Origin of the sequence: Arthrobacter sp. ov118, assembly GCF_900116495.1 — a bacterium.
Classification (GTDB): Bacteria; Actinomycetota; Actinomycetes; order Actinomycetales; family Micrococcaceae; genus Arthrobacter.
On record NZ_FPAY01000001.1, the window covers coordinates 378,460 to 400,949 of the forward strand.

At 66.8% G+C, this 22,490-nt stretch carries 24 protein-coding genes and 1 tRNA gene; 8 read left to right on the forward strand and 17 right to left on the reverse strand.

Annotated features, from left to right (window positions below):
• Positions 1 to 64: 64 nt before the first annotated feature.
• Entirely contained in the window at positions 65 to 1,264 is a 1,200-nt protein-coding gene (locus BM372_RS01720; RefSeq protein ID WP_090950957.1) for an acetyl-CoA C-acetyltransferase, read from the forward strand.
• 63 nt (positions 1,265 to 1,327) lie between these two features.
• Complete coding sequence (locus tag BM372_RS01725) at positions 1,328 to 1,816, forward strand: aminoacyl-tRNA deacylase (RefSeq protein ID WP_090950960.1); 489 nt, start codon at positions 1,328 to 1,330, stop codon at positions 1,814 to 1,816.
• Positions 1,817 to 2,026: 210 nt separating this feature from the next.
• Here the strand turns inward: BM372_RS01725 and rplL are convergent, their stop codons facing one another.
• The 9 genes from rplL to BM372_RS01770 form a co-directional block, all read right to left on the reverse strand.
• Positions 2,027 to 2,404 carry a 50S ribosomal protein L7/L12 gene (gene rplL / locus BM372_RS01730; RefSeq protein WP_003803837.1) on the reverse strand — a complete coding sequence of 126 codons (378 nt, stop codon included), beginning with the start codon at positions 2,402 to 2,404 and terminating at the stop codon, positions 2,027 to 2,029.
• Positions 2,405 to 2,481: 77 nt separating this feature from the next.
• Positions 2,482 to 3,075, reverse strand: a complete 594-nt coding sequence (gene rplJ, locus BM372_RS01735; RefSeq protein ID WP_090950962.1) for a 50S ribosomal protein L10 — start codon at positions 3,073 to 3,075, stop codon at positions 2,482 to 2,484.
• A gap of 341 nt (positions 3,076 to 3,416) precedes the next feature.
• Positions 3,417 to 4,526: a GNAT family N-acetyltransferase gene (locus BM372_RS01740; RefSeq protein ID WP_090950965.1), complete on the reverse strand. Its 1,110-nt coding sequence runs from the start codon at positions 4,524 to 4,526 to the stop codon at positions 3,417 to 3,419.
• Positions 4,527 to 4,703: 177 nt separating this feature from the next.
• Positions 4,704 to 5,828, reverse strand: coding sequence for a GNAT family N-acetyltransferase (locus BM372_RS01745; protein ID WP_090950968.1), 1,125 nt, complete (start codon positions 5,826 to 5,828; stop codon positions 4,704 to 4,706).
• Between the two features lie 167 nt (positions 5,829 to 5,995).
• Positions 5,996 to 6,703, reverse strand: a complete 708-nt coding sequence (rplA, locus tag BM372_RS01750; RefSeq protein ID WP_090950970.1) for a 50S ribosomal protein L1 — start codon at positions 6,701 to 6,703, stop codon at positions 5,996 to 5,998.
• Positions 6,704 to 6,843: 140 nt separating this feature from the next.
• Complete coding sequence (rplK, locus tag BM372_RS01755; protein ID WP_003803853.1) at positions 6,844 to 7,275, reverse strand: 50S ribosomal protein L11; 432 nt, start codon at positions 7,273 to 7,275, stop codon at positions 6,844 to 6,846.
• A gap of 129 nt (positions 7,276 to 7,404) precedes the next feature.
• The gene (gene nusG / locus BM372_RS01760) at positions 7,405 to 8,244 is read right to left on the reverse strand and encodes a transcription termination/antitermination protein NusG (RefSeq protein ID WP_090950973.1); all 840 of its coding nucleotides are present in this window, start codon (positions 8,242 to 8,244) and stop codon (positions 7,405 to 7,407) included.
• 113 nt (positions 8,245 to 8,357) lie between these two features.
• Positions 8,358 to 8,642, reverse strand: coding sequence for a preprotein translocase subunit SecE (gene secE, locus BM372_RS01765; RefSeq protein WP_090952848.1), 285 nt, complete (start codon positions 8,640 to 8,642; stop codon positions 8,358 to 8,360).
• A gap of 79 nt (positions 8,643 to 8,721) precedes the next feature.
• Positions 8,722 to 8,794, reverse strand: a tRNA-Trp gene (locus BM372_RS01770).
• Between the two features lie 278 nt (positions 8,795 to 9,072).
• Between BM372_RS01770 and BM372_RS01775 the strand changes: the two genes are divergently transcribed.
• Positions 9,073 to 10,290 (forward strand): pyridoxal phosphate-dependent aminotransferase, encoded by a 1,218-nt coding sequence (locus BM372_RS01775; protein ID WP_090950975.1) that lies wholly within the window; start codon positions 9,073 to 9,075, stop codon positions 10,288 to 10,290.
• Positions 10,291 to 10,373: 83 nt separating this feature from the next.
• Here BM372_RS01775 and BM372_RS01780 read toward each other — a convergent pair whose 3' ends face one another.
• Both BM372_RS01780 and BM372_RS01785 read right to left on the reverse strand, forming a co-directional pair.
• Entirely contained in the window at positions 10,374 to 11,006 is a 633-nt protein-coding gene (locus BM372_RS01780; protein ID WP_090950978.1) for a LuxR C-terminal-related transcriptional regulator, read from the reverse strand.
• 62 nt (positions 11,007 to 11,068) lie between these two features.
• Complete coding sequence (locus tag BM372_RS01785) at positions 11,069 to 12,490, reverse strand: ATP-binding protein (protein WP_090950980.1); 1,422 nt, start codon at positions 12,488 to 12,490, stop codon at positions 11,069 to 11,071.
• Positions 12,491 to 12,614: 124 nt separating this feature from the next.
• Between BM372_RS01785 and BM372_RS01790 the strand changes: the two genes are divergently transcribed.
• From BM372_RS01790 to BM372_RS01810, 5 genes are all read left to right on the forward strand, one after another.
• On the forward strand, positions 12,615 to 14,273 hold the full coding sequence (locus tag BM372_RS01790) for a PspC domain-containing protein (RefSeq protein WP_090950983.1): 1,659 nt from the start codon (positions 12,615 to 12,617) through the stop codon (positions 14,271 to 14,273).
• A gap of 1 nt (position 14,274) precedes the next feature.
• Entirely contained in the window at positions 14,275 to 14,538 is a 264-nt protein-coding gene (locus BM372_RS01795; protein ID WP_090950985.1) for a hypothetical protein, read from the forward strand.
• 3 nt (positions 14,539 to 14,541) lie between these two features.
• On the forward strand, positions 14,542 to 14,796 hold the full coding sequence (locus tag BM372_RS01800) for a PspC domain-containing protein (RefSeq protein ID WP_090950987.1): 255 nt from the start codon (positions 14,542 to 14,544) through the stop codon (positions 14,794 to 14,796).
• A gap of 196 nt (positions 14,797 to 14,992) precedes the next feature.
• Positions 14,993 to 16,018, forward strand: coding sequence for a 6-phosphofructokinase (locus BM372_RS01805; RefSeq protein WP_090950989.1), 1,026 nt, complete (start codon positions 14,993 to 14,995; stop codon positions 16,016 to 16,018).
• 62 nt (positions 16,019 to 16,080) lie between these two features.
• A complete protein-coding gene (locus tag BM372_RS01810) occupies positions 16,081 to 16,791 on the forward strand; it encodes a GNAT family N-acetyltransferase (protein WP_090950992.1) in 711 nt (236 codons plus the stop codon).
• 70 nt (positions 16,792 to 16,861) lie between these two features.
• Here BM372_RS01810 and BM372_RS01815 read toward each other — a convergent pair whose 3' ends face one another.
• The 6 genes from BM372_RS01815 to BM372_RS01840 form a co-directional block, all read right to left on the reverse strand.
• Complete coding sequence (locus BM372_RS01815) at positions 16,862 to 18,421, reverse strand: MFS transporter (protein WP_090950995.1); 1,560 nt, start codon at positions 18,419 to 18,421, stop codon at positions 16,862 to 16,864.
• Between the two features lie 95 nt (positions 18,422 to 18,516).
• A complete protein-coding gene (locus BM372_RS01820) occupies positions 18,517 to 19,080 on the reverse strand; it encodes a PadR family transcriptional regulator (protein ID WP_090950998.1) in 564 nt (187 codons plus the stop codon).
• A gap of 192 nt (positions 19,081 to 19,272) precedes the next feature.
• Complete coding sequence (locus BM372_RS01825) at positions 19,273 to 19,692, reverse strand: ankyrin repeat domain-containing protein (protein WP_090951001.1); 420 nt, start codon at positions 19,690 to 19,692, stop codon at positions 19,273 to 19,275.
• Positions 19,693 to 19,718: 26 nt separating this feature from the next.
• Entirely contained in the window at positions 19,719 to 20,801 is a 1,083-nt protein-coding gene (locus BM372_RS01830; protein ID WP_090951004.1) for a CAF17-like 4Fe-4S cluster assembly/insertion protein YgfZ, read from the reverse strand.
• 91 nt (positions 20,802 to 20,892) lie between these two features.
• Entirely contained in the window at positions 20,893 to 21,570 is a 678-nt protein-coding gene (locus tag BM372_RS01835) for a flavodoxin family protein (RefSeq protein ID WP_090952851.1), read from the reverse strand.
• Positions 21,571 to 21,714: 144 nt separating this feature from the next.
• A complete protein-coding gene (locus BM372_RS01840) occupies positions 21,715 to 22,329 on the reverse strand; it encodes a nitrobindin family protein (RefSeq protein ID WP_090951007.1) in 615 nt (204 codons plus the stop codon).
• Positions 22,330 to 22,490 lie beyond the last annotated feature (161 nt).

Sequence of the window (22,490 nt, forward strand, 5' to 3'; positions counted from 1 at the left end):
GGATAGGTGATCGGGCTCACGATAACGTATGTAATAAGTCGTTCGTAGATCGGAAGAGAAGACCATGAGCAATCCTGCAGACAACAACGATGTTGTAATCCTCGCCGCCGCCCGCACTCCCCAGGGACGCCTGAACGGACAGCTGGCGACCTTCACCGCCGTCGAACTTGGGACCCATGCCATCCGGGCGGCCCTAGCCGCCAGCGGCGTCAAAGCGGAGCAGGTGGACACTGTGATCATGGGCCAGGTCCTGCAGGCCGGAGCCGGCCAGAACCCGGCGCGCCAGAGCGCCGTCGGTGCCGGCATCGGCTGGAACGTTCCCACGGTCACCATCAACAAGGTCTGCCTCTCGGGCCTGACCGCGGTGATCGACGCCGCCCGGATGATCCGCAGCGGGGACGCCACCGTGGTGGTGGCCGGCGGCCAGGAGTCCATGACCCGGGCCCCGCACCTGCTGCCGGGTTCCCGCCAGGGCTGGGCCTACGGCACGGTCCAGGCGCTCGACGCTGCCGCGCACGACGGTCTGACCGACGCCTTCGATGGGCAGTCCATGGGGCTGTCGACGGAGAGCAAGAACCTGGTCCTCGGCATCGACCGGGCTGCCCAGGATGAAGTGGCGGCCGCGTCGCACCAGCGGGCCGCCCGGGCCGCGAAGGACGGCGTCTTTGACGGCGAGATCGTCGCGCTGAGCGTCCAGCAGCGCAAGGGCGACCCAATCGCCGTCACGTCCGACGAGGGCGTCCGGCCGGACACCACTGTTGAATCGCTGGCCGGGCTGCGCGCGGCGTTCGCCACGGACGGAACCATCACCGCTGGCAACTCCTCTCCCCTGTCCGACGGCGCTGCCGCCCTGGTGCTCAGCAGCCGGAAGTTCGCCGAGGATCACGGCCTCGACTACCTCGCGGTGGTCGGCAAGCCCGGCCAGGTCGCCGGGCCGGACAATTCGCTGCACTCCCAGCCGTCCAATGCCATCAAGAGCGCCCTGGACAAGGCCGGCTGGTCCGCCGCCGACCTCGATTTCATTGAGATCAACGAGGCCTTCGGCTCCGTGGCGGTGCAGTCCCTGAAGGACCTCGACTACCCGCTCGAACAGTGCAACATCCACGGCGGCGCCATCGCCCTGGGCCACCCGATCGGCGCTTCCGGCGCCCGGCTGGCCCTGCACGCGGCCCACGAACTCAAGCGCCGGGGCGCCGGCAAGGCGGCCGTGTCCCTGTGCGGCGGAGGCGGCCAGGGCGAGGCGCTGCTGCTGTACCGCGACTAAACCGTCAGCGGCGCCAGAGCAGGGAACCGGCGCAGGAGGAGCCAGGGAGAGGTTTTGACCGGAATGGCAGAGCAGAGGACAACAGGCGGCGGCCGCGAGCGGTTCTTGGCCGACGCCGCGGCCCGCGGCCTGGAAGTCGAGATCGTGGAACGCCTTGGGGCCCGCAGCCTTGAGGAAGCGGCCGGGATCCTCGGGATCCGCCCCTCGGACATCGTGAAATCGCTCGTGGTCAAGCACAAGGACGGCAGCTTCCTGTTCGCCCTGGTCCCGGGCGACCGGCAGATCTCCTGGCCCAAGCTGCGGGCGCTGCTGGGCGTCAACAAGCTCTCACTCCCCGCGGCGGACACCGCGTTCGAGGCCACGGGGTACGAGCGCGGGACGATCACGCCGCTGGGCAGCAGCCGCCCCTGGCCGGTGTACGCCGACCTGACCATCACGGGCCGGCGGATCTCCATGGGTGCCGGGGAACACGGCTACAGCGCGTTCGTGGACGCCGACGCCCTGACGGCGGCGCTGGGCGCCGTCGTCGCTGATATCACCGAACCCAACTAACCCAACTAACCCACGCGTACTAACAGCAACGCGGGGTCACCTACGGCCCAATCCGACGCCTGGATTGGGCCGTAAGTGACCCCGCGTTGCTGTTAGCCGCGGGGCTGCTCGTCGCATCGCTGTGGGCCAGACGCAGGAAACCCCGCCCACCTGAGGTGGACGGGGTTTCCTGTAAGCAGTGCGGACCGCGAAGGATCCGGACGGCAAAAGTTACTTGAGGGTAACGGTGGCGCCAGCTTCTTCGAGCTGAGCCTTTGCCTTCTCGGCAGCTTCCTTGGTGGCGCCTTCGAGAACAGCCTTGGGTGCGCTGTCAACCAGGTCCTTGGCTTCCTTGAGGCCCAGGGAGGTGATGGCGCGAACTTCCTTGATCACTGCGATCTTCTTGTCGCCAGCAGCTTCGAGGATGACGTCGAAGTCGGTCTTCTCTTCGGCTTCCTCAGCGGCAGCGCCACCGGCGGGGCCGGCGACTGCAACAGCAGCAGCGGTAACTTCGAAGGTCTCTTCGAAGAGCTTGACGAACTCGGAGAGCTCGATGATGGTCAGTTCCTTGAAAGCTTCAATGAGCTCTTCGTTGCTGAGCTTCGCCATGGTGTGGCGTCCTTCCTATAGTGGTGCCCGGCGGCCTTGGGGCTCGCTGTCGCACCGGAGTCTTTTGGAGAAGAGGTTTAGTTCTCTTCGGGGGCTGCGGCTTCGGCCGGTGCTTCGGCCTCGGCTGCTGCATCTGCTGCGGGAGCTTCTTCAGCGGCGGGTGCTTCGGCAGCTGCCGGTGCACCGTTCTCTTCTTCAAGCTTGAGGCGCAGTGCGTCGATGATGCGTACAGCAGCGGCAGCGGGAGCCTTGAGGACCCCTGCAACCTTGGCGAGCTGCAGCTCACGGGACTCGAGTGCTGCCAGGGCAGCAACTTCGCTGGCGTTCAGTGCCTTGCCCTCGAAGTAACCGGTCTTGATGACCAGCTGCTTGTTGGTCTTGGCAAAATCCGTCAGGCTCTTGGCAGCGGCAACTGCGTCACCCTTGATGAACGCGATTGCAGTGGGGCCGGCAAGCTGACCGTCGAATGCTTCGACACCAGCTTCCTTGGCTGCAATGGCGGTCAGGGTGTTCTTGACGACCGAGAACTTGGTTTCCTGGCCGAGAGAAACACGCAGCTGCTTGAGCTGTGCAACGGTGAGCCCGCGGTATTCGGTCAGGACAGCGGCGGTCGATTCCTTGAAATCGTTAGTGATCTCAGCTACTGCTGAAACCTTGCTAGGCGTTGCCATAACCCTCCTTCCGGGGATAGTGCCGGTGTGTCCGGGTCCCCGCTCAAGAGAGCTAAAACTAAAAACGCCCCGCGCAGATGCACGGGGCTTGTCTCGACGCAGTCCATGACCGCGGAGCTTTGCTTCGTTCACCTGCGCCGGCCGCCCTATGTTCAGGGTCCTTCGTCCGGAAAGCCACTGCGTTCTCCCGGCGCGGCTGCAGAGGTGAGCTTTGCTTGGGAGAGTGGATTTCCAACAACCGACGGTCTTTGGTAGTTCAAGCTTACGGGACACGCGCGTGTGGTCCAAATCGGGGCCGGGCACCCGCTCTCTCCTGACAGAGCCCTCAGTTGACAGAGCCCTCAACTGACAGACGGGCCGAAGTCGGGCAGTTCTTTCTGCCAGAGCCCTGTCACGCCGGCCGTGGTGAAGCCGAGCTGCTGGTTGACCTTCAGGAGGTAACGGTTCTCCGGGGCGTTCCAGGTGTACAGGACGCGCGCGTCCGGGAACTGTTCGCTGAGCCGTTCCATGTTGGCGACCTTGATCAGCAGGCCGAGCTTGTTGCCGCGGTGTTCCTGCAGTACCACGGTGTCGTCCTGGAACACGACGTCGGGGCGCAGCGCCAGGACGCTGATGGTGGTCAGGCCCACCAGCGTTCCGCTGGCGATGTGTTCGACGGCGGTTACCACCGTCCGGCGCCCTTGCGCGATGGCGACCTCTTCCGCTTCCCGGAGGATGCCGCCGTCGAACACCATCTCCTTGGCGTCTGGCCCCGGCACTTCATCCTCGCCGGCCTGGTTCTCGAGGGCGGCAACGGCCTCGAGCCACTGGTCGGGACAGCGGTCCGTCCAGTGGTGCAGCCGGTAGCGGCCGGCGTTGGCTTCCTCGGCTTCAGTCTCCAGTTCGGCGACAAGTTTGCTGTCCAGCGGCAGCGAGCAGGAACTGAACTGTTCAATGTGCTGGAGGGTGTAGCCGGTGTGGCGGGCGAATTCCACCTCGCGGCTTCCCAGGGGGACGAACCCGACGCCGCTGCCGGGCACGAGCTGCTCGGCATCGGGATCCGTCAGCGTCGATCCCGGGTGGTTGGTGTCGATCAGGATCGTGTGGCGGCCTTCGTCCCGGGCGAGATGCTCCGCGGCCTCGAGCAGCTGCCGCCCCACTCCCTGGCGCCGGAATTCCGGAAGGATATCGAGGGTGAACTCCGCGAGGTCGAGGTTGTCCACGAGCGGCAGGGCGATGTCCGCCGTCCCGACGATCTGGCCGTCGACCTTGGCCACGAGGATCACTTGGCGTTCGTAGGGGTCCGCCATCTCCAGCAGCTTCTCCAGCGGCGCGTACGCGAGGTCATCGGTGCCCCAAGTCTGCATCCGGACCCTGCGTCCCACCTCGACTGCGGCGAGAAAGTCAGCGGCATCGGGTCCATCGAGGGAATCGGGGATCCACAGCTGCTCAATCCGTACATCGCTTGCCATAGAGGGCACCACCCCAGCCGTTCTGCCGCCCACCACCGGTTCGGCCCGGCACGAACCGGGCCTTCAACCGCCAGCATATGCCGGTTTGGTCCCCTATTCCATTGGTACCCCTCCATTAGTGATCCTCCGTGGTGGCGCCGGGCAGTTTCCGCGGCCGGTGCCCGGTCGCTGCGGGCATCAGTCCGGGGCGTGCCCATCAGTGGCGGCCGTAGTCCGTTGCCATTCCCCGTCGTAGCCGGCGGGTTTGAACCCCAGCGCAACGTTGATGCCGAGCATATGGTCGTTTTCGGCGGCGTTGAAGGTGATGACACGCCGCACGGCGGGGTGGCCGTTCCGCAGCCGGCGCAGATTGAGGATCTTGATCAGCATGCCCAGCCGGTGGCCCCGGTGGCCGGCCGCGACAAGGGTGTCGTCCTGGTCTGCCAGCCAGGGTTTGTCGGCCGCAACCTGGAGGACAGTGTAGGCGGCCAGCTCGCCCGTGGACCGGTGCCGGGCCGCGGCCACGAGGGAGGACTGGCCCGCCTGCCGCCACGTGTCCTCGACGTGGCGTACGCGCGCGACGTCCCAGATTTCCGGCTCGTAGCTCAGCGCACCGGTGGGGGCGTCCGTGCTCATGCGGGACATCAGCACGGCGAGCTGGGCGACGTGTTCATCCGGGCAGGCATCGGTCCAGTGCAGGAGTTCGTAGTCCCCTGCGCGGGTAAGGGCGTCCCGCTCCAAGGCGTCAAGGTCCGCGGCGGGCGGGATCTCCAGGGAGCTGAAGCGCTCCACCTGCTCCAGGCGGTATCCGGCCTGCTCGGCGAACCTGGCGCCGCGGGCACCGGCAGGAAGCGCCCCGGTCCCGGTCGCGGGTTTGATGAGGTTAGGGCCGTCGACGTCGAAATCGGCCGGGTGCTCCGTGAAGGTCTGCAGAATCGTCCGGCCCTCGGCCGCGGCCAGTGCTTCGGCGTGCTCCAGCAGTGTCCGGCCGATCCCCCGCCCGGCGAAGGAATCGAGGACGTTGACTTGCAGGAGGGCGCTGCTGAGGTTGTCCTGCAGTTCGCAGCGGATCCATGAGCTGCCCGCCATGCGCCCGTCGACCCGGACGAAGTGGAGGCGCACCCGGCTGTAGGGGTTGTCCCGCCAGTGCTGCAGGCGTGCCGCCGGGGACGATGATCGGTCCAGGTTTCCCCAGGTCTGCAGGACGAGCTCGTCCGCGAGTTCCATGAATTCAAGGAACTCCGCTGCGTTGGCAGCAACATCACCGGCCTCCAGGCCCGCAGGCAAGGTCAGCTGTTCCACGAGGTACGACGGCCTAGTCACCGGGACAGCCTAACCGGCAAGCCGGGAGGCGCCAAGGGTGGTGCGGACGGCGTTCATCCAACACTCATTCCGGCGCAGCCGCATTCGCCGCATGCGGCGAAAGGCCGCCCCGCGGTAGCGGGACGGCCTTTCGCTTGGTACGGCAGACGCCGTCGGTCCTTTGAGGCTTAAGCCTCGGTCAGGACCTTGGTGACGTTCGGGTCAACTGAGATGCCGGGGCCGAACGTGGTGGCCACGGTGGCCTTCTGGATGTAGCGGCCCTTGGCAGCGGACGGCTTGAGGCGCAGGACCTCTTCCAGTGCCGCGGCGTAGTTCTCGGCCAGCTTGAGGGCGTCGAAGGAAACCTTGCCGATGATGAAGTGCAGGTTCGAGTGCTTGTCGACGCGGAAGTCGATCTTGCCACCCTTGATGTCGTTGACGGCCTTGGCGACGTCAGCGGTCACGGTGCCGGTCTTCGGGTTCGGCATCAGGTTACGCGGACCCAGGACCTTACCGAGGCGGCCAACCTTGCCCATGAGGTCAGGGGTGGCTACGGCGGCGTCGAAGTCGGTCCAGCCGCCGGCGATCTTTTCGATCAGGTCATCGGAACCAACGAAGTCGGCGCCGGCTGCGATTGCTGCCTCGGCCTTGTCGCCCGTTGCGAAAACGAGGACGCGGGCGACCTTACCGGTGCCGTGCGGCAGGTTGACGGTGCCGCGGACCATCTGGTCGGCCTTACGCGGGTCGACGCCGAGGCGGAAAGCTACCTCAACGGTGGCATCGAACTTGGACGGGTTGGTGTCCTTGGCGAGCGTCACTGCCTCGAACGGCGCGTAGAACTTCTCCGCGTCGATCTTGGCGGCGGCTGCCTCATATGCTTTGCTGCGCTTTGCCATGCTGCTTATTTCTCCTTGTGCAGTTGTGGTCTGCGGACCGCGCTGGGCCCTGCCACAGGCGGGATTCCGGCTGGTCTATCCATTCCGGGTTCCCGCTTTTCAATGTTTAGGTGGTGCCGGTTGCCCGGCGGGGAAGGCAATTAGCCTTCGACGGTGATACCCATGGAGCGGGCGGTGCCGGCGATGATCTTCGCTGCGCCTTCGAGGCTGGTGGCGTTGAGGTCTTCCATCTTGGTGGAGGCGATCTCGTTGACCTGGGCCTGGGTCAGCTTGGCAACCTTGACGGTGTGCGGGGTAGCCGAACCCTTGGCGACGCCTGCAGCCTTCTTGATGAGCTCTGCAGCCGGCGGGGTCTTGGTGATGAACGTGAACGAACGGTCCTCGTAGACCGTGATTTCCACGGGGATAACGTTGCCGCGCTGGGCTTCCGTTGCAGCGTTGTACGCCTTGCAGAATTCCATGATGTTGACACCGTGCTGGCCAAGCGCAGGACCGATCGGCGGGGCCGGGTTAGCGGCACCTGCCTGGATCTGCAGCTTGATGAGGCCGGTGACCTTCTTCTTGGGAGCCAATGTAGGTCCTTCTCTCAAATACGTCCTGGGACACAGGAGCGTGCCTCAGGTTGGTGGCCACCATGGCAAGGCGGCCGGCCGCTCCGCGGCTGCTAAGCGGGCAGCCCGGGGCGAATTCTAGGGGATCAGCTAGATCTTGCTGACCTGGTTGAACGCCAGGGTGACCGGAGTCTCACGCTCGAAGATGGAAACCAGCACCACAAGGGTCTGGGAATCGATCTTGATCTCGGAGATCGTGGCGGGGAGGGTCTCGAACGGGCCTTCCTTGACGATGACGGATTCGCCAACCTCGAAGTCGACGTCCACCTGGGCGGCCGCGTGCTTGACGGGCTTGCCCTTCTCGGCCTGCTCTTCCTCGAAGACCGGGGCGAGCATGGAGAAGACCTCATCGAGGCGCAGCGGGACCGGGTTGTGGGCGTTGCCCACGAAGCCGGTGACGCCGGGAGTGTGGCGGACGGCGCCCCAGGAAGCGTCCGTCAGGTCCATGCGGACCAGGACGTAACCGGGGATGCGGACACGGTTGATGACCTTGCGCTGAGCGTTCTTGATCTCAACGACTTCCTCCATCGGAACCTGAATTTCGAAGATGTAATCTTCCATGTCCAGGGTCTGGATGCGGGTCTCAAGGTTGGCCTTGACGCGGTTCTCGTAGCCGGCGTAGGAGTGGATGACGTACCAGTCACCCTCCTGGCGGCGCAGCTTGCCTTTGAACTCCTCGGCGGGGTCGACGTCGGCCTTGGCGGCCGCCGCTGCCAGCACGTCGGTGTCCCCTTCAGCGTCGGCGCCTTCTTCAGCGTCGACGTCGTCGGTTTCTGTAGTCTCTGCGTCTTCGTCCGCGGCTACGGCCTCGTCAGTGACGTCGGATTCGGGCGCAGCAGACACGGCCTCGGACTCTTCGACGACTTCCGCCGCCGCGTCCTGGCTTTTATCCAGCTCAGTCTCAGTTACCTCGAGCTCCTGCTCAGACACTTGGTCTCCTGCTTCCTCATTGCCTAACATGCCTATTTAAATGGCTCAATTCCGCACACCCCGCGGAATTTCCGGTTTCCCGGGGCCTCCACGCGGTCTGCGGACCGGTCGCCTTAGCTGTTCGTGGGGCCGCTGCCGCCGAAGACCCAGCTGACCGCGGTCCCGAAGGCCAGGTCCAGCAGGGTGACGATCACCATCATGATGGTCACGAACACCAGCACCACGAGCGTGTAGTTGATCAGTTCTTTGCGGGTCGGTGCGACGACCTTCTTCAGTTCGCCAATGACCTGGCGGATGAAGATCGCGATGCGAGCGAAGAAGCCGGGCTTGGCGGCGTTCTTGGCGGGGCGGCCTTTGGAGCTGCTGGCAGCTGTTTCGGTCACCTGGTCCTCACTCATCCTCGCAATGATCGGATACCCGGCTCTGAACTGAACCATGGTTGCTGCGCTTGCTCCGGTTGATCCGGAACAGCATGCGCAGGGCAGACAGGACTCGAACCTGCAACCTGCGGTTTTGGAGACCGCTGCGCTACCAATTGCGCCACTACCCTTCGGGACGAAAATCCGCTCCGGCCGATACGTTCCGCAGGCTTCCCTGAGGCGCAGACCATCATCGTGTTTTCAACACCGGAGAACCAGTCTACGCAACAACTGCGCCTACGTCGAACCGGCCCTCATACGGACCCCTGCACGCCTCCGAAAAACCAACCAACAACCGTCAGTCACATTTCCGTTTTGGCGCCGCGGGGGATCCGGTGAACAGCATAGAGTAGATTCCGTCGAATCCCACATCCAGCCTTCCAGCTGCAAGCGAAGAACGGACCCGCCCATGTCTGCTGCCCGCATCTCCCAGCGCATTTCCGCTATTGCCGAATCCGCCACTCTGGCTGTCGATGCCAAGGCGAAGGCGCTGAAGGCAGCTGGCCGTCCGGTCATTGGCTTTGGCGCCGGAGAGCCCGATTTCCCGACCCCCGGCTACATCGTGCAGGCCGCGATCGAGGCCGCGAGCCAGCCGAAGTACCACCGCTACTCCCCCGCCGGCGGCCTGCCGGAGCTGAAGCAGGCCATCGCGGAGAAGACGTTCCGCGATTCCGGGTACAAGGCCGAGGCCTCCCAGGTGCTGGTAACCAATGGCGGCAAGCAGGCCGTTTACAACACGTTCGCCACCCTCTTGGATCCGGGCGACGAGGTCATTGTTCCCACGCCGTTCTGGACCACCTACCCGGAGGCCATCCGGCTGGCCGGCGGCGTGCCCGTGGAGGTCTTCGCGGGCCCGGAACAGGAATACCTCGTCACGGTGGACCAGCTGGAAGCCGCCGTCACCGACCGCACCAAAATCCTCCTCTTCGTCTCCCCCTCCAACCCCACCGGCGCCGTGTACTCGCCGGAGCAGGTCACGGCGATCGGCCAGTGGGCGGCCGCCAAGGGCCTTTGGGTTGTCACGGACGAGATCTACGAACACCTGACCTACGACGGCGTGCCGTTCACCTCGATCGCCACTGCGGTTCCCGAACTGGGCGACAAGGTGGTCATCCTTAACGGCGTGGCTAAGACCTACGCCATGACCGGCTGGCGCGTGGGCTGGATGATCGGGCCGGCGGACGTCATCAAGGCCGCCACCAATCTGCAGTCCCACGCGACGTCGAACGTGTCCAACATTCCCCAGGTCGCCGCCCTCGCCGCAGTGTCCGGGCCGCTGACCGCCGTGGATGAAATGAAGGTGGCCTTTGACCGCCGCCGCAAGGCGATCGTGGCGGGCCTGAACGCCATTGAGGGCGTTGAATGCCCGACGCCGAAGGGCGCCTTCTATGTGTATGCCGACGTCCGCGCGCTGCTGGGCAAGGAGTTCCCGTCCGCGAACGGTCCGGTCCGCCCGGCCACGTCGGCTGAACTCGCGACGCTGATCCTCGACGAGGTCGAGGTGGCAGTGGTTCCGGGCGAGGCCTTCGGCCCGTCCGGCTACCTGCGCCTGTCCTACGCCCTGGGTGATGATGACCTGGCCACCGGCGTCAACCGCCTGCAGGACTTCCTCGGCAAGGCGAAGTAGCCCGCCCCAAACCGCCGATGCGCTATCACTTTGGGTCCTCATCACCGCACCATGAGGACCAAAAGTGATAGCGCATCCTTGGGTTAAAGGAGGCGGCGCTCGGCGGCCCACCGGGTGAGCTCGTGGCGGCTGGAGAGCTGGAGCTTACGCAGCACCGCCGAAACGTGGGTTTCCACTGTCTTGATCGAGATGAACAGTTCCTTGGCCACTTCCTTGTAGCTGTAGCCACGGGCAATCAGGCGCATCACTTCGAGCTCCCGCGCCGAGAGCTTGTCCAGCTCGTCGTCCGCGATGTCGGCGGGGGCCGTGCCGAAGGCGTCCAGGACAAAGCCGGCCAGCCGGGGTGAGAAAACGGCGTCGCCACCTGCGACGCGGCGGACGGCGGCACTGATCTCCTCCCCGGAAATCGTCTTGGTGACATAGCCGCGGGCACCGGCCCTGATCACGGACACCACATCTTCCGCCGCGTCGGAGACGCTCAGAGCCAGGAACCGTGTGGCGCCCAGCAGCGGCGCCGAGCCCGCCAGCACCTCTCTGCCGCCACCGCCGCGTCCGCCGGGAAGGTGGACGTCCAGGAGCACGACGTCGGGGCGCTGGGCTGCGATGACGGCAATGGCCTCTTCCACGGTGCCGGCCTCACCCGCGACGACGATGTCCGGATCAAGATCCGCCTTCAGCCCGGAGCGGAAGATGGCGTGGTCGTCCACGATCACCACCCGGGTCGGGCGAGGGTTCCCGGCTGTGGGCGTTCCGGCACGGGTTTCCGGGGCTGGGCTGGTCACGGTTTGGCCTCTCCGTTGGTGTGGTTGGCGACGGCGGGTGCGGCGGTGACGGGCAGCCTGAGCCGCACCTCGGTGCCGTCCGGGCTGCTGATGATGGCGGCGGTGCCGCCGTGGCGGTTCATCCGCCCGATGATCGACTCCCGCACGCCAAGCCGGTCAGGAGGAACCGAATCCGGGTCGAAGCCCGGGCCCCGGTCCTTGATGAAAACTTCCGCGGCGTCGTCGACGACTTCCAGGTAGACGGACACGGTGCCGCCGCCGTGGCGGGCGGCGTTCAGCATGGCTTCGCGGGCTGCCTGGACGAGGGCATCGTGGCGTTGGGTCATGACGCAGTCGCCCACGCTGACCACTTCGACCGCCTGCCCCAGAGCATCTTCGACTTCCGCCGCCGCGGCCTTGACGCTTTCGGACAGCTTGCCGGATTCCTTGTCCGCATCCTGGTACAGCCAGGCCCGCAGTTCGCGTTCCTGGGCCCGGGCCAGCCGGATAACGTCGTGCTCATTGCCGGCCCGGCGCTGAATCAGGGCGAGGGTCTGGAGCACGGAGTCGTGCAGGTGCGCGGCGATCTCGGCGCGCTCGGTGGCGCGGACACGTCCCGCGCGCTCGGTTTCCAGGTCCCGCCAGAACTTCAGCCCCCAGGGCAGCAGTACCAAGGCCACGCCGCCGAGTACGGCCACAGAGGCCAGCAGGGCCAGCCAGGTCTGTTCCCAGGATCCCGAGCCGGACACCATCACCAGCACACCAGCCACCACCAGCGCGAGTCCGGCCGCTAGTCGCGCCCAGCCGCCAGCCTGGTCCGCCTTGGTTTTGTCGACGAGCCCGGCCCGGCGCGTCTCGTCCAGTTGCATCCAGGCGATCGCGGCGCCGCCCAGGATGGCGGCTACCGGGATCAGGGTGCCCAGTGGCACGTCAACTCCGAGGAGCCGGGCAATCAGAATTCCGGCCGCCAGCAATAGCCCCGCGCCCAGCAGAATCTCTTTGCCGAAAGGCATGCCCGGGGCCTTGGACCACCATGACCCCTGTGACACTGCCCCCTGTGACTCTGCCCCCTGCGGCCCGGGCCCCGGCGGTCGAGTTTCCCGCGGTCCAGTTTCCTGCGGTCCCGGCACGTCCGGTCCGCTCCAGCGGCCGCCGGACGAGCCGGAGCCTATGGGGGCGGCGGGGGCGCTGACTGCCGGAGCGATGGGCGACGCCGGACGGCGGGCGTTGCGCCTGGCGTTTTCGTCCGCGGTGGGGACCATGATCCAGAGCCAGCCGTAAAAGGCCACCCCGGCCCCGCCGGCGAGCGCGGCCACCACCATGCCGATCCTGACCATGTGCACGGGCCAGCCCAGATGGTTCGCCAGGCCGGCGCAAACGCCGGCGATGACGCGGTCGCCGCTGCGGACCAGCGGCGGGCGGGCAGGCGCGGTTGTCATGCCTCAATCCAAGCACGGATCGGGGTTCCCCGGACGCGTTTAGCGGCTGAACCGGGGACCACTCAGGGACGGTTCAGGGTATCCCCCAGTAGAGCCGAACACCGGGAACGGGAAGGATCGAAGTATGAACCCGCACAGCCCGCACCCCGATGAAAACCGGTCATCCGCAGACCGGCAACGCACGGATCCCACAGATCCAGACCTTCCGGACACAGGCCAGCCCGGCCCCTCCCAGCCCAACGCTGGCTCTTCCGATGCAACTCAGCCCGCCGGCTCCCCAGCTGGCGGAGCAGCGTCGCCGGAGCCGCCCCGGCTCTACCAGCCCGGCGACCCGAGCGCGCCCTACGCCCCGCCGAACTATGGCCAGGGCCCCTACCAGGACGAACCAGCGCAAGGCATGCCAGGTCCGCACGAACACGTGCACCAGGCAGCCCCGCCGCAGAACTTCTTCGACTGGATCCGCCGCCAAGGTATCAACCGCGGCCGTGACCGGTGGATTGGGGGCGTGGCCAGCGGCATAGCCCACCGGCTCGGCGTCGATCCCCTGATTATCCGCGGCATCCTGATCGTCCTGACGATCTTCGCCGGAATTGGCGTCCTCGCCTACGGCCTCGCCTGGGCCCTGCTGCCGGAACCCGACGGCCGGATCCACGTCCAGGAGGCTGCCAGAGGCCGGTGGACTGCCGGCATGACCGGCGCCCTCATCACCACGGTCCTCGGCTTGCCGAGCCTCGGCACCGGCGTCTGGGGCTGGGACCGCTTCGGCCTGGGCGCATTCATCTGGACCGTCTTCTGGGTGGGCGGCGCGATTGCCCTGGTCTACTACTTGACTCAACGCAACAAGGCCGGGAATGGAGCCGCTCCCATGTCACCGCGTTACGAATTCGGCAGCCCGGCCGGGACCGCGCCATTTGCGGGCACTGCCTCCGCCGACGCTCAGCAGTCCACCGGGCAGCGCTCCCCCTCGGGCGTCGGTCCGGCGTGGGGCTCACCGTCCGGTGCAACTCCGCCCGACGGTCCCCACGACGGTCACGGTGACTACAATCCGAGCGATTACCGTTCCGGTGACTACGGTCCTGGTGGCTACGGTGCTGGTGGCTATGGTCCTGGTGGCTACGGCGCTGGGGCCACTCCTCCCCCGCCGGCAGCGCCGCGCAACCCTGGCCCCGGCACTCCGGCCGTCGCCGTCACCGTTGGCTCCGCCCTCCTCGTTGGCGGCGGCATCAAGGCCCTGGACGCTGCCAACGTCATCGATCTCGGCGATTCCGGCAACGCCCTGGTCTGGGCCGTCGGCGCAGCCATCGTGGGCCTCGGCATCCTGCTTTCAGGGCTGCGGGGCCGGACCTCGGGAATCCTCGGCTTCTTCGCCGTGGTGGCCCTGCTGGTCAGCGCAGTCTTCAGCGTGGTCCCGCACGGTGACCGGTTCCGTTTCCAGGACGCGGACTGGACGCCGGCCAGCATTGAGCAGGCCAGCGGCGGCTTCGAGATCACCGGCGGCGCCGGAACGGTGGACCTGACCAAGCTGGCGCTGAAGCCGCCGTTGGGCTCCGACGTCGTCGTTCCGATCGACGCGACGGCCAGCAACCTCACCGTCATCATCCCCGCCACTGTCCCCGTACAGGTCCAGGCGGACATGACCATGGGCAACCTCCACGACGGCAACCAGGACCGAGGCGGTATTACGAAGCAGCAAAGCGACTACAACACCTCGAAGCCGGGCGCCCGGCTGGTCCTGCAGATCTCCGGCACCGTCAGCAACGTGACCATCCAGGAAGGCAACTGACATGAGCAGCTATGACGACTCCCGGCTGGCCGCCGGCGAGGACCCGGAAAGGGCGGGTTCCCCCGCCCGGGTGGGCACAGTGGTCTGGGGCCTGATCGTAGTGGCACTGGCCGCGCTGATCATCATCTCCCAGCTCGGCATCGTGGCCCTCAACGGCACCTACGTGCTGATCGGCCTGATGATCGGAGCGGGGGCCGCCCTGATAGTGGGCGGCCTGCTCTCGGCGCGCAGGCGTGACAACAAATCAACTACAGGGAAGTCTTGAACCATGGAAAAATTCTTCAACACCGTCCGGGGCCTGGGCCTGAAACGTGGTCCCCAGCGCTGGGTGGGTGGCGTCTGCGGCGGAATTGCCGACAAACTGAACGTTGATGTGGCCTACGTCCGGATCGCCTACCTGCTGCTGAGCCTGCTGCCCGGCCCGGCCTTCGTCTTCTACGTCGTGGCGTGGCTGCTCCTTCCGGACCAGCGCAACCAGATTGCCCTGCAGACCTTGCTCGCGGGGCGTTCCGCCAGGCCCTAGCCGGCCGGCGCCAACGGCGCAAAAAGCAGCGCAAAAACAGCGCAACTACAGCGCTGAGAAGGTGCCCCTGCCGTCGCGGCGGGGGCACCTTCCTGTAACCGTTTGTGTCCTTCCCCACACCCGCCACTAGACTCTACGGTGAGCTCAGCGTGGCGCTCTGCCTGTAAACCTTCAAAACCAGGATTTGAGCCAAGACATGAAAATTGGAATCCTCACCAGCGGCGGAGACTGCCCCGGACTGAACGCCGTCATCCGTGGCGCCGTCCTCAAGGGCATCGCCGTCCATGGCCAGCAGTTCGTGGGATTCCGGGATGGCTGGCGCGGCGTTGTGGAGGGTGACATCGTCGAGATCCCCCGCACCATGGTCCGCGGCATCGCCAAGCAGGGCGGCACCATCCTCGGCACGTCCCGCACCAACCCGTTCGAGAACGGCGGCGGCCCCGAAGTCATCAAAGAGAACATGGACCGGCTCGGGATCGACGCCATCATCGCCATCGGCGGCGAAGGCACCCTGGCCGCCGCGAAGCGCCTCACCGACGCCGGCCTCAAGATCGTGGGCGTGCCCAAGACGGTCGACAACGATCTCGACGCCACCGATTACACCTTCGGCTTCGACACGGCCGTGGAAATCGCCACGGAGGCGATCGACCGGCTGCGCACCACCGGAGAGTCCCACCACCGCTGCATGATCGCCGAGGTCATGGGCCGGCACGTGGGCTGGATTGCCCTGCACGCCGGCATGGCCTCCGGCGCCCACGCCATCCTGATCCCGGAGCAGAAGGCGTCCATGGACCAGATCGCCGAGTGGGTTGTCTCGGCCCGCGACCGCGGCCGCGCCCCGCTTGTTGTGGTGGCCGAAGGATTCGTGCCCGAAGGCCAGGAATCTCCGCACTCGGAGCGGGGCCTCGACACGTTCGGCCGGCCGCGCCTCGGCGGCATCGCCGAGATGCTGGCGCCCGAGCTCGAAGCCCGCACCGGGATCGAGACCCGGGCCACGGTCCTTGGCCACATCCAGCGCGGGGGCGTCCCCACAGCGTTCGACCGCGTCCTGGCCACCCGCTTGGGCATGGCGGCCATCGATTCGGTGGTGGATAACCGCTGGGGCACCATGGTTTCGCTGCACGGCACGGACATCGTGCACGTCGGTTTCGACGCCGCGCTGGGCAACCTCAAGTCAGTGCCTGAGAGCCGCTACGAAGAGGCCGCTGTCCTCTTCGGCTAAACGGCCGGTGGGTGCACGCCACGTGCGGCCGTGGCCCGGGCGGCGATGGGTAGGGTTGATGCATGACTCTTGAGCCCGGTTCCGCCGAAATCGTCCAGCTCGCCTGGGCGCGCCGCTTGGGGTTCGACGACGGCGCCTTCGCGGCCGCCGCGGGGGAACGCCTCACCCGGGCCGACGAGTCCGCCCGGGCGGTGCAATTCATCCGCCTGTTCGGCAACTCCGCCCTCGTAGGCCCGCAGTGGGCGCTCGATGCCGCCGCCGGCTACGCCGATGAGGAGCTCGCCCAGCACGTGACGCTGCTGACCATCACCCGCGGCCACGGCGGCCACGGGTTGGGCGCGGCCGCGCTCTTCTTCGCCGACGACCTCCCCCTGCAGCAGCCTTCCGAAGAGCTGACCGTCTCGCACGGCAACCCGGAGGCGATCGAACTGGAGACATTCTGCCCGCCCGACGACATCAATGAGGTGGGCCTCGCGGACCTCGAACACCGCTTCACGGTCATGCACCTGGACGACGGGCGCCGGACCCCCGTGGCCTGCGGCGCCTACACCGAGTGGGAAGGGCTCCTGGCCCACTTGGGGGTGCTGGTGGCACCGGACTGGCGGCGCCGCGGCCTGGGGAAACTGGCCGCCTCGATAGCCGCCCACGAGGCCCTGGCTGCCGGGCTGACCCTGCAGTGGCGCTCCGAGGTCAGCAACAAGGGCTCGCTCGCGTTGGCCCGGAGCCTGGGCTTCTCCGCTGGCGGCATCCAGACCAGCGTGCTCCTGGGCTGATCGGAAGCCCGGCCGGGGTCAGCGGCCCGGCCGGGCCAGGACGCAGGCTTGGCCAGCGACGCCCGCCGGGTCAGCGGTGATCTGCGCTGGCCTGCTGTGCCTCAGCCTGCTTTGCCTCAGCCTGCTTCGCGTCCGCAGTTCCCCCGGCAGCCGCCCCTTCAGGCGCACCCCAGCCCTGGACCGCCTTGGGCTTGGCGAAGAAGAGAGCCACCGCCGCGCCGAGCAGGATAACTGCCGCCGGCAGCAGGATGGACTGGCCCATCGCCGTCGAGAATCCCTCATGCAGCGCCTCGGGCAAGGCACCGCCGAAGCCCATCGGGCTGACCTCCCCGCCCGCTCCCGGACGGGCGGGAAGCTCGGCAGCCAGCCGCGCCTGGATGAGGACGGCGATGGCGGCACTGCCGAGCACTGCGCCGATCTGGCGGGTCGTGTTGTAGACACCCGAGCCCGCCCCCGCTTGCCTGGGCGGCAGGTTGCGGGTCGCGGTGGAGCTCAACGGCGCCCAAATGCCGGCATTGGCGAAGCCCAGCACGGCGCTCGGAAGCAGGAACAGCCAGATGGGCGTGTCCGGGTGCATGAGCAGCGAGTTCCAGAACAGCGCCACGGACATGAGGACCAGGCCGGTCGCGGCGATGAATTTCGGGTTGACCCTGTCGATGATGCGGCCGACGACGGGGGCTAGGCCGCCCGAGATCAGGGCCATCGGCACCATCATGAGCGCCGACTGGGTGGGGGTCAGACCGCGGACGATCTGGTAGTAGAAGATCAGCGGCAGGCCGAATGCCGTGACGGTGAAGCCCACGGTGGTGATTGCGATGTTGGCGAGCGAGAAGTTCCGGTCCTCGAAAAGGGACAGGGGCAGCAGCGGCTCACCCTTGTTGAACCGTTGCCACAGGACGAAGACCACCAGCACGGCGATGCCGCTGATGATCAGGCCCCAGACTGTGATGGGTCCGGCGATGGTGCCCCAGTCATACGTCTCGCCCTCCTGGATGCCGAAGACCAGGAGGAAGAGTCCGAGGGCGCTGAGCAGCACCCCGGGGATATCGAACTTGTGCGGGTGGGTGCTCAATGTCGGGACGTAGCGCACGGCAAGGATGAAGCCGGCAATGCCGACGGGAATGTTAATGAAGAAGATCCATTCCCAGCCGAGGCCGTCCACGAGGACGCCACCAAGGATCGGGCCGACCAGGGTGGCGACGCCGGCCGTGGCACCCCAGATGCCCATGGCCGCTCCGCGGCGGTCCGGCGCGAAGATCCGGGTGATGACGGCCATGGTCTGCGGTGTCATCATGGCCGCACCAAGCCCCTGGACCACGCGGGCTGCGATGAGGGTCTGAACATCCCCGGAGAGGCCGCACCACAGCGAGGCCAGGGTGAACACGACCAGTCCGGACAGGTAGAGCCTCTTCGGCCCGAAGCGGTCGCCGAGCCGGCCGGTGATCAACAGCGGCACGGCGTAAGCGAGCAGGTAGGCACTGGTGACCCAGATGACCGAGTTGATGTCAGTGTTGAGGCCCTCCATGATGCTCGGGTTGGCCACCGAGACGATGGTGGTGTCGATCAGGATCATGAAGAAGCCGATCACCAGGGACCAGAGTGCCGGCCATGGCCGGGCTACGTTTTCCACGGGGTTCCTTAAGGTCTGGATGCTGGGTGGTCTGTGTTGCTGGGTGGTCGAAGTTGGTAGGCGGCCGGGTTATGGCCGGGACCGGGCAAAGGCCGTCACCACGGCAGGTCCCCGGAGCGGAACTGGTCCTGCAAGCCACGGATCCAGGCGATTTCGGCCTGCAGCATGCTCTGCTGGTACTGGAGGTCGATCCAGTACTTGTGCTCCACGCCCTTCTTCCGGAGCAGTTGCTCGCCGGAGCCCAGATCGTCGAGCTGCTCCTGCAGCGCTTGGATACGTCGGTCTACGAGTTCGACGACGACGCTGGCGGGCAGGTTGTAAGCCTCGGAGATGGCGAGCGGGAAGGACGGGTACTCGTTGACCGGGACGGCGAGCATTTCCTGCAGCCAATTCGTGAACGCTTCACGGCCGGCGGCTGAGATCTCGTAGGTGGTGCGCTCCGGGCGGTTGCCTCCCCGGTCCGTTCCCGTCGCCGCAACGAGGCCCTGGTCTTCGAGCCGACCGACGGCGTGATAGAGCGTTCCGGGCCGGACTTTGACCAGCCGGTCCTCGTGCCGGGAAACCAGGAGCTGGTACATCTCGTAGGGATGCATCGGCTCTTCCACGAGCAGGGAGAGGGCGGCGACGCCCAGCGGTGTCAATGCGGTTGCCCGGGCCATTGTCCGTGTCCTCCTCGGGTGCGGCGTCGTCTTGGGTCGGAGTTGTCCCGGCCGGGTCATCCTGGGTCGAGGGGCGACCGGTCTCGACGGCGATGCTGCGCGCGACTACTCCGCACCGATTATTCCACGCGGAGTATTTGGCGGCAACCTTGCCCTGCACCTGGCGGCCCCGGCCCCGGGTGCCGGGCTTCGTCAGCCGAGCAGGGCCAGGATGTCCGTCCGGGCAAACATCTGCGCGGCGGCCCGCGCGGACGGAGTGCCGGCGTCGGGGTCGGCCCCGGCGTCCAAGAGTTCGCGGACCACGTCCGTGTAGCCCTTAAAGACGGCCCCGGCCAGCGGCGTCTGGCCACGGTCATTAGGCATGTTGGCGTCCCCGCCGTGGTCCAGAATAAGCCGGACCGTGCCGGCATGGCCGTGGTAGGCCGCCAGCATGACGAGCGAGTCGCCGGCGGAAGTGGTCAGCGTGGCCGGCGCACCGGCGGCCAGATAGCTGCCCAGCAGCTCGGAGTTGCCTTCACGGGCCGCGTCCAGGAGTGCGTGGGCCAACGCCAGCGTGGCGTCGTCCGGCGCGGCGCCGGAGTTGCCGGGCGCGCCGCCCGAGTTGTCTGGCACTTCCCCCTCCAGCGGGGACCCGGCGCTCATCGGGGACCCCGCAGGAAACCGGTCTGGCGGCCCACCACTTGGCCGGCGTCGGGGGCCACGATGAGTTCCTGGGCCGCGGCGTAGACCTCGGCGCCGTCGACGACGGTCAGCTCCTCAGCCGGGCCGACCGAGCGCTTGATGACGGCCAGAGCCACCGGGCCCATCTCGTAGTGCTGCGCCACCGAGGTCACAGCACCCACTTTGCGGTCGCCGACGCGCACTTCGCTGCCGACGGCCGGCAGGGTGTGCTGCGACCCGTCGAGCTGGAGGAACACGAGCCGCCGCGGCGGATGTCCCAAATTATGGACGCGGGCAATCGTCTCTTGGCCCTTGTAGCAGCCCTTGGCCAGATGCACGGCGGTGCGCAGGAGGTCTAGCTCGTGCGGGATGGTCTTGTCGTCGGTTTCCGCGCCCCACCGGGGCCGCCAGGCGGCGACGCGCAGCGCCTCGGCCGCCATGGAGCCGGCGAGGGCCCGCTCCCCCACCGTGGCGGCCAGCTCGGCCGCGGGCACGAGGTACTCGAACCAGGGCCGTTCCAGTCCGGGGTGGGCGTCCTCGCCCACCACCGCGTAGGAGTAGCCGCCCGCAGCTACGTGCGGCCACGGGTCCTCCCAGACCAGCAGCTGCGCCCACTCCGGAATCCGGCGCGTGGATCCCAGTACTGCCCAGTCGGCGGAAACGTCGGCGACCTCGACCCGGAGCATGAACTTCATCCTGGTCAGCCACTCGGCAAGGGGCGGCGCCTCGGCCCCTTCGACGATCAGCCAGGTGGTCCCGCCGTCGTCCACGACGCGGGCATCGAATTCAATCCGGCCCTGGACGCTCAGCAGCAGCAGTTCGGTGGACTGGCCGGGGGCCAGACCGGTGAGCTGCTGGGACGAGAGGGTGTTGAGCCAGCTGAGCCGGTCCGGCCCGCTGACGGTCACAACGCCGCGGCTGGAGAGATCGACGACGGCGGCGCCGGCGGCCAGGGCGCGCTGCTCCCGCAGCGGTTCGCCGTAGTGGGCGGCGACGCCGGCGTCGGCACCGGCGGCCTCAACGGCGGCAGCGCGCGACAACAGCGGGCTCTTGATAGTCATATTGAGACCAACGTCCTTAACTCTGTGCGTATTCCGGTCCGAGGTTCGAAACAGCCGGCCCGGCCCTGCCGGTGCAAACTGCCGGGCTGTCCTAGCGGTATTCGGGGTTTTCAAAGTCGAAGCGGGTGCCTGATTTCCAGGCCTCGGGGAGGTTCCCGTAGGCCGGAATGCCGCCGGCGTCCTTGAGCATCCGTGCCAGGTGCAGCATGTTCCAGGTCATGAAAGTGGTGTTGCGGTTGGTGAAATCACTCTCCGGGCCACCGGACCCCTCGTCCAGGTAGCTTGGTCCGGGCCCCACGGGTCCGATCCACCCGGCGTCGGCCTGGGGCGGGACCGTGAAGCCGATGTGCTGAAGGCTGTACAGGACATTCATGGAGCAGTGCTTGATGCCGTCCTCGTTGCCCGTGATGAGGCAGCCGCCCACTTTTGGATAGAACGCCCACTGGCCTTTGGCGTTCAGCTGCCCCGAGTGGGCGTAGAGGCGCTCAATGAGCTTTTTGGTCTGCGAGGAGTTGTCCCCGAGCCAGATGGGCCCGGCGACGACGACGATGTCCGCTTCCTCAACGGCCGGGTAGATTTCCGGCCATTCGTCGGTGGCCCAGCCGTGTTCGCGCATATCGGGGTAGACCCCGCTGGCGACGTCGTGGTCCACGGTACGGATCACTCGGGTGGCGACGCCCTGCTTTTCCATGATCCGGCGGCTCACGTCAATCAGGCCCTGGGTATTGGACAACTCCGGGGACCTCTTGAGGGTGCCGTTGAAGTACACGGCCTTGAGGTCGGCGTAACCGGTATCACCGGTGCCATTCCCTGCGGCTGTGTCGTTCCCTGTCTCGTTGCCTGCGGCTGCATGGTTCACGTCGTTTCTCCCTGGTCGGTGCGGACAACGGAAAAATCAGTGAGACCGTGCGCCTTAGCGTACTTTGGCGAGGATCGCCGAGGCGTGGGCTTCCAGGCCGCCGCCGGACGACGAGGTTTTGCCCGTGGCCACATCCCAGCGCCACAGCAGGTTTCCTTCCACGAGACCGAAGATCCGGGTGGCCGCCGTGTACTCCTTGGAGTGGCTCCCGCGCATCACCATGTCGGTGCTGAGCTGGATCTGGGGTCCCTTGATCTGGCCGTAGTAGAGCTCGGAGATGCCGCCAGGATGGGCGATGGAGACCGAGATGTCGAAGCCGCCGTCGCTGTTGCGCAGGGTCTCGACCTCGTCGGCGCTCTTGAGCACCGGGACGATGTCCGCCGGGATCAGGCCGGGGCCGCCGTCCTCCTCACGCTGCTTGCGCTCCAGCGCCCAGAAGCCGGTCTCGACCGTCAGGGGACGCAGCTTGGTGCCCTCGTCATCGGTCAGCCAGCTCTCGGCACGGTACTGCAGGTACGGCAGGCCGTTGTGCGTAAACGACACGTGCTGCAGGAAGTGCTCCGAGTCCTCATCCCCGGCTCCCAGCCGGCCGCGGCCCTCCCACTCACCAATGAGCCAGGACAGCGGAACGATTTCGGGGGTCAGATCAGTAGGAATTTCAATCGGCACAGCAACTACCTCTGGAAACTACGGGGTCTGGAAAGTACGCGGTTACTTCTGGCCTCTGAAGAGGCGGTAGACGACAAAGCCAGCAAACCACGCCATGGACAGGCTGGCCACGCCGAGCAGGACAAGGAAGAAGATCTCATATGCAAGTACGGACATGATGC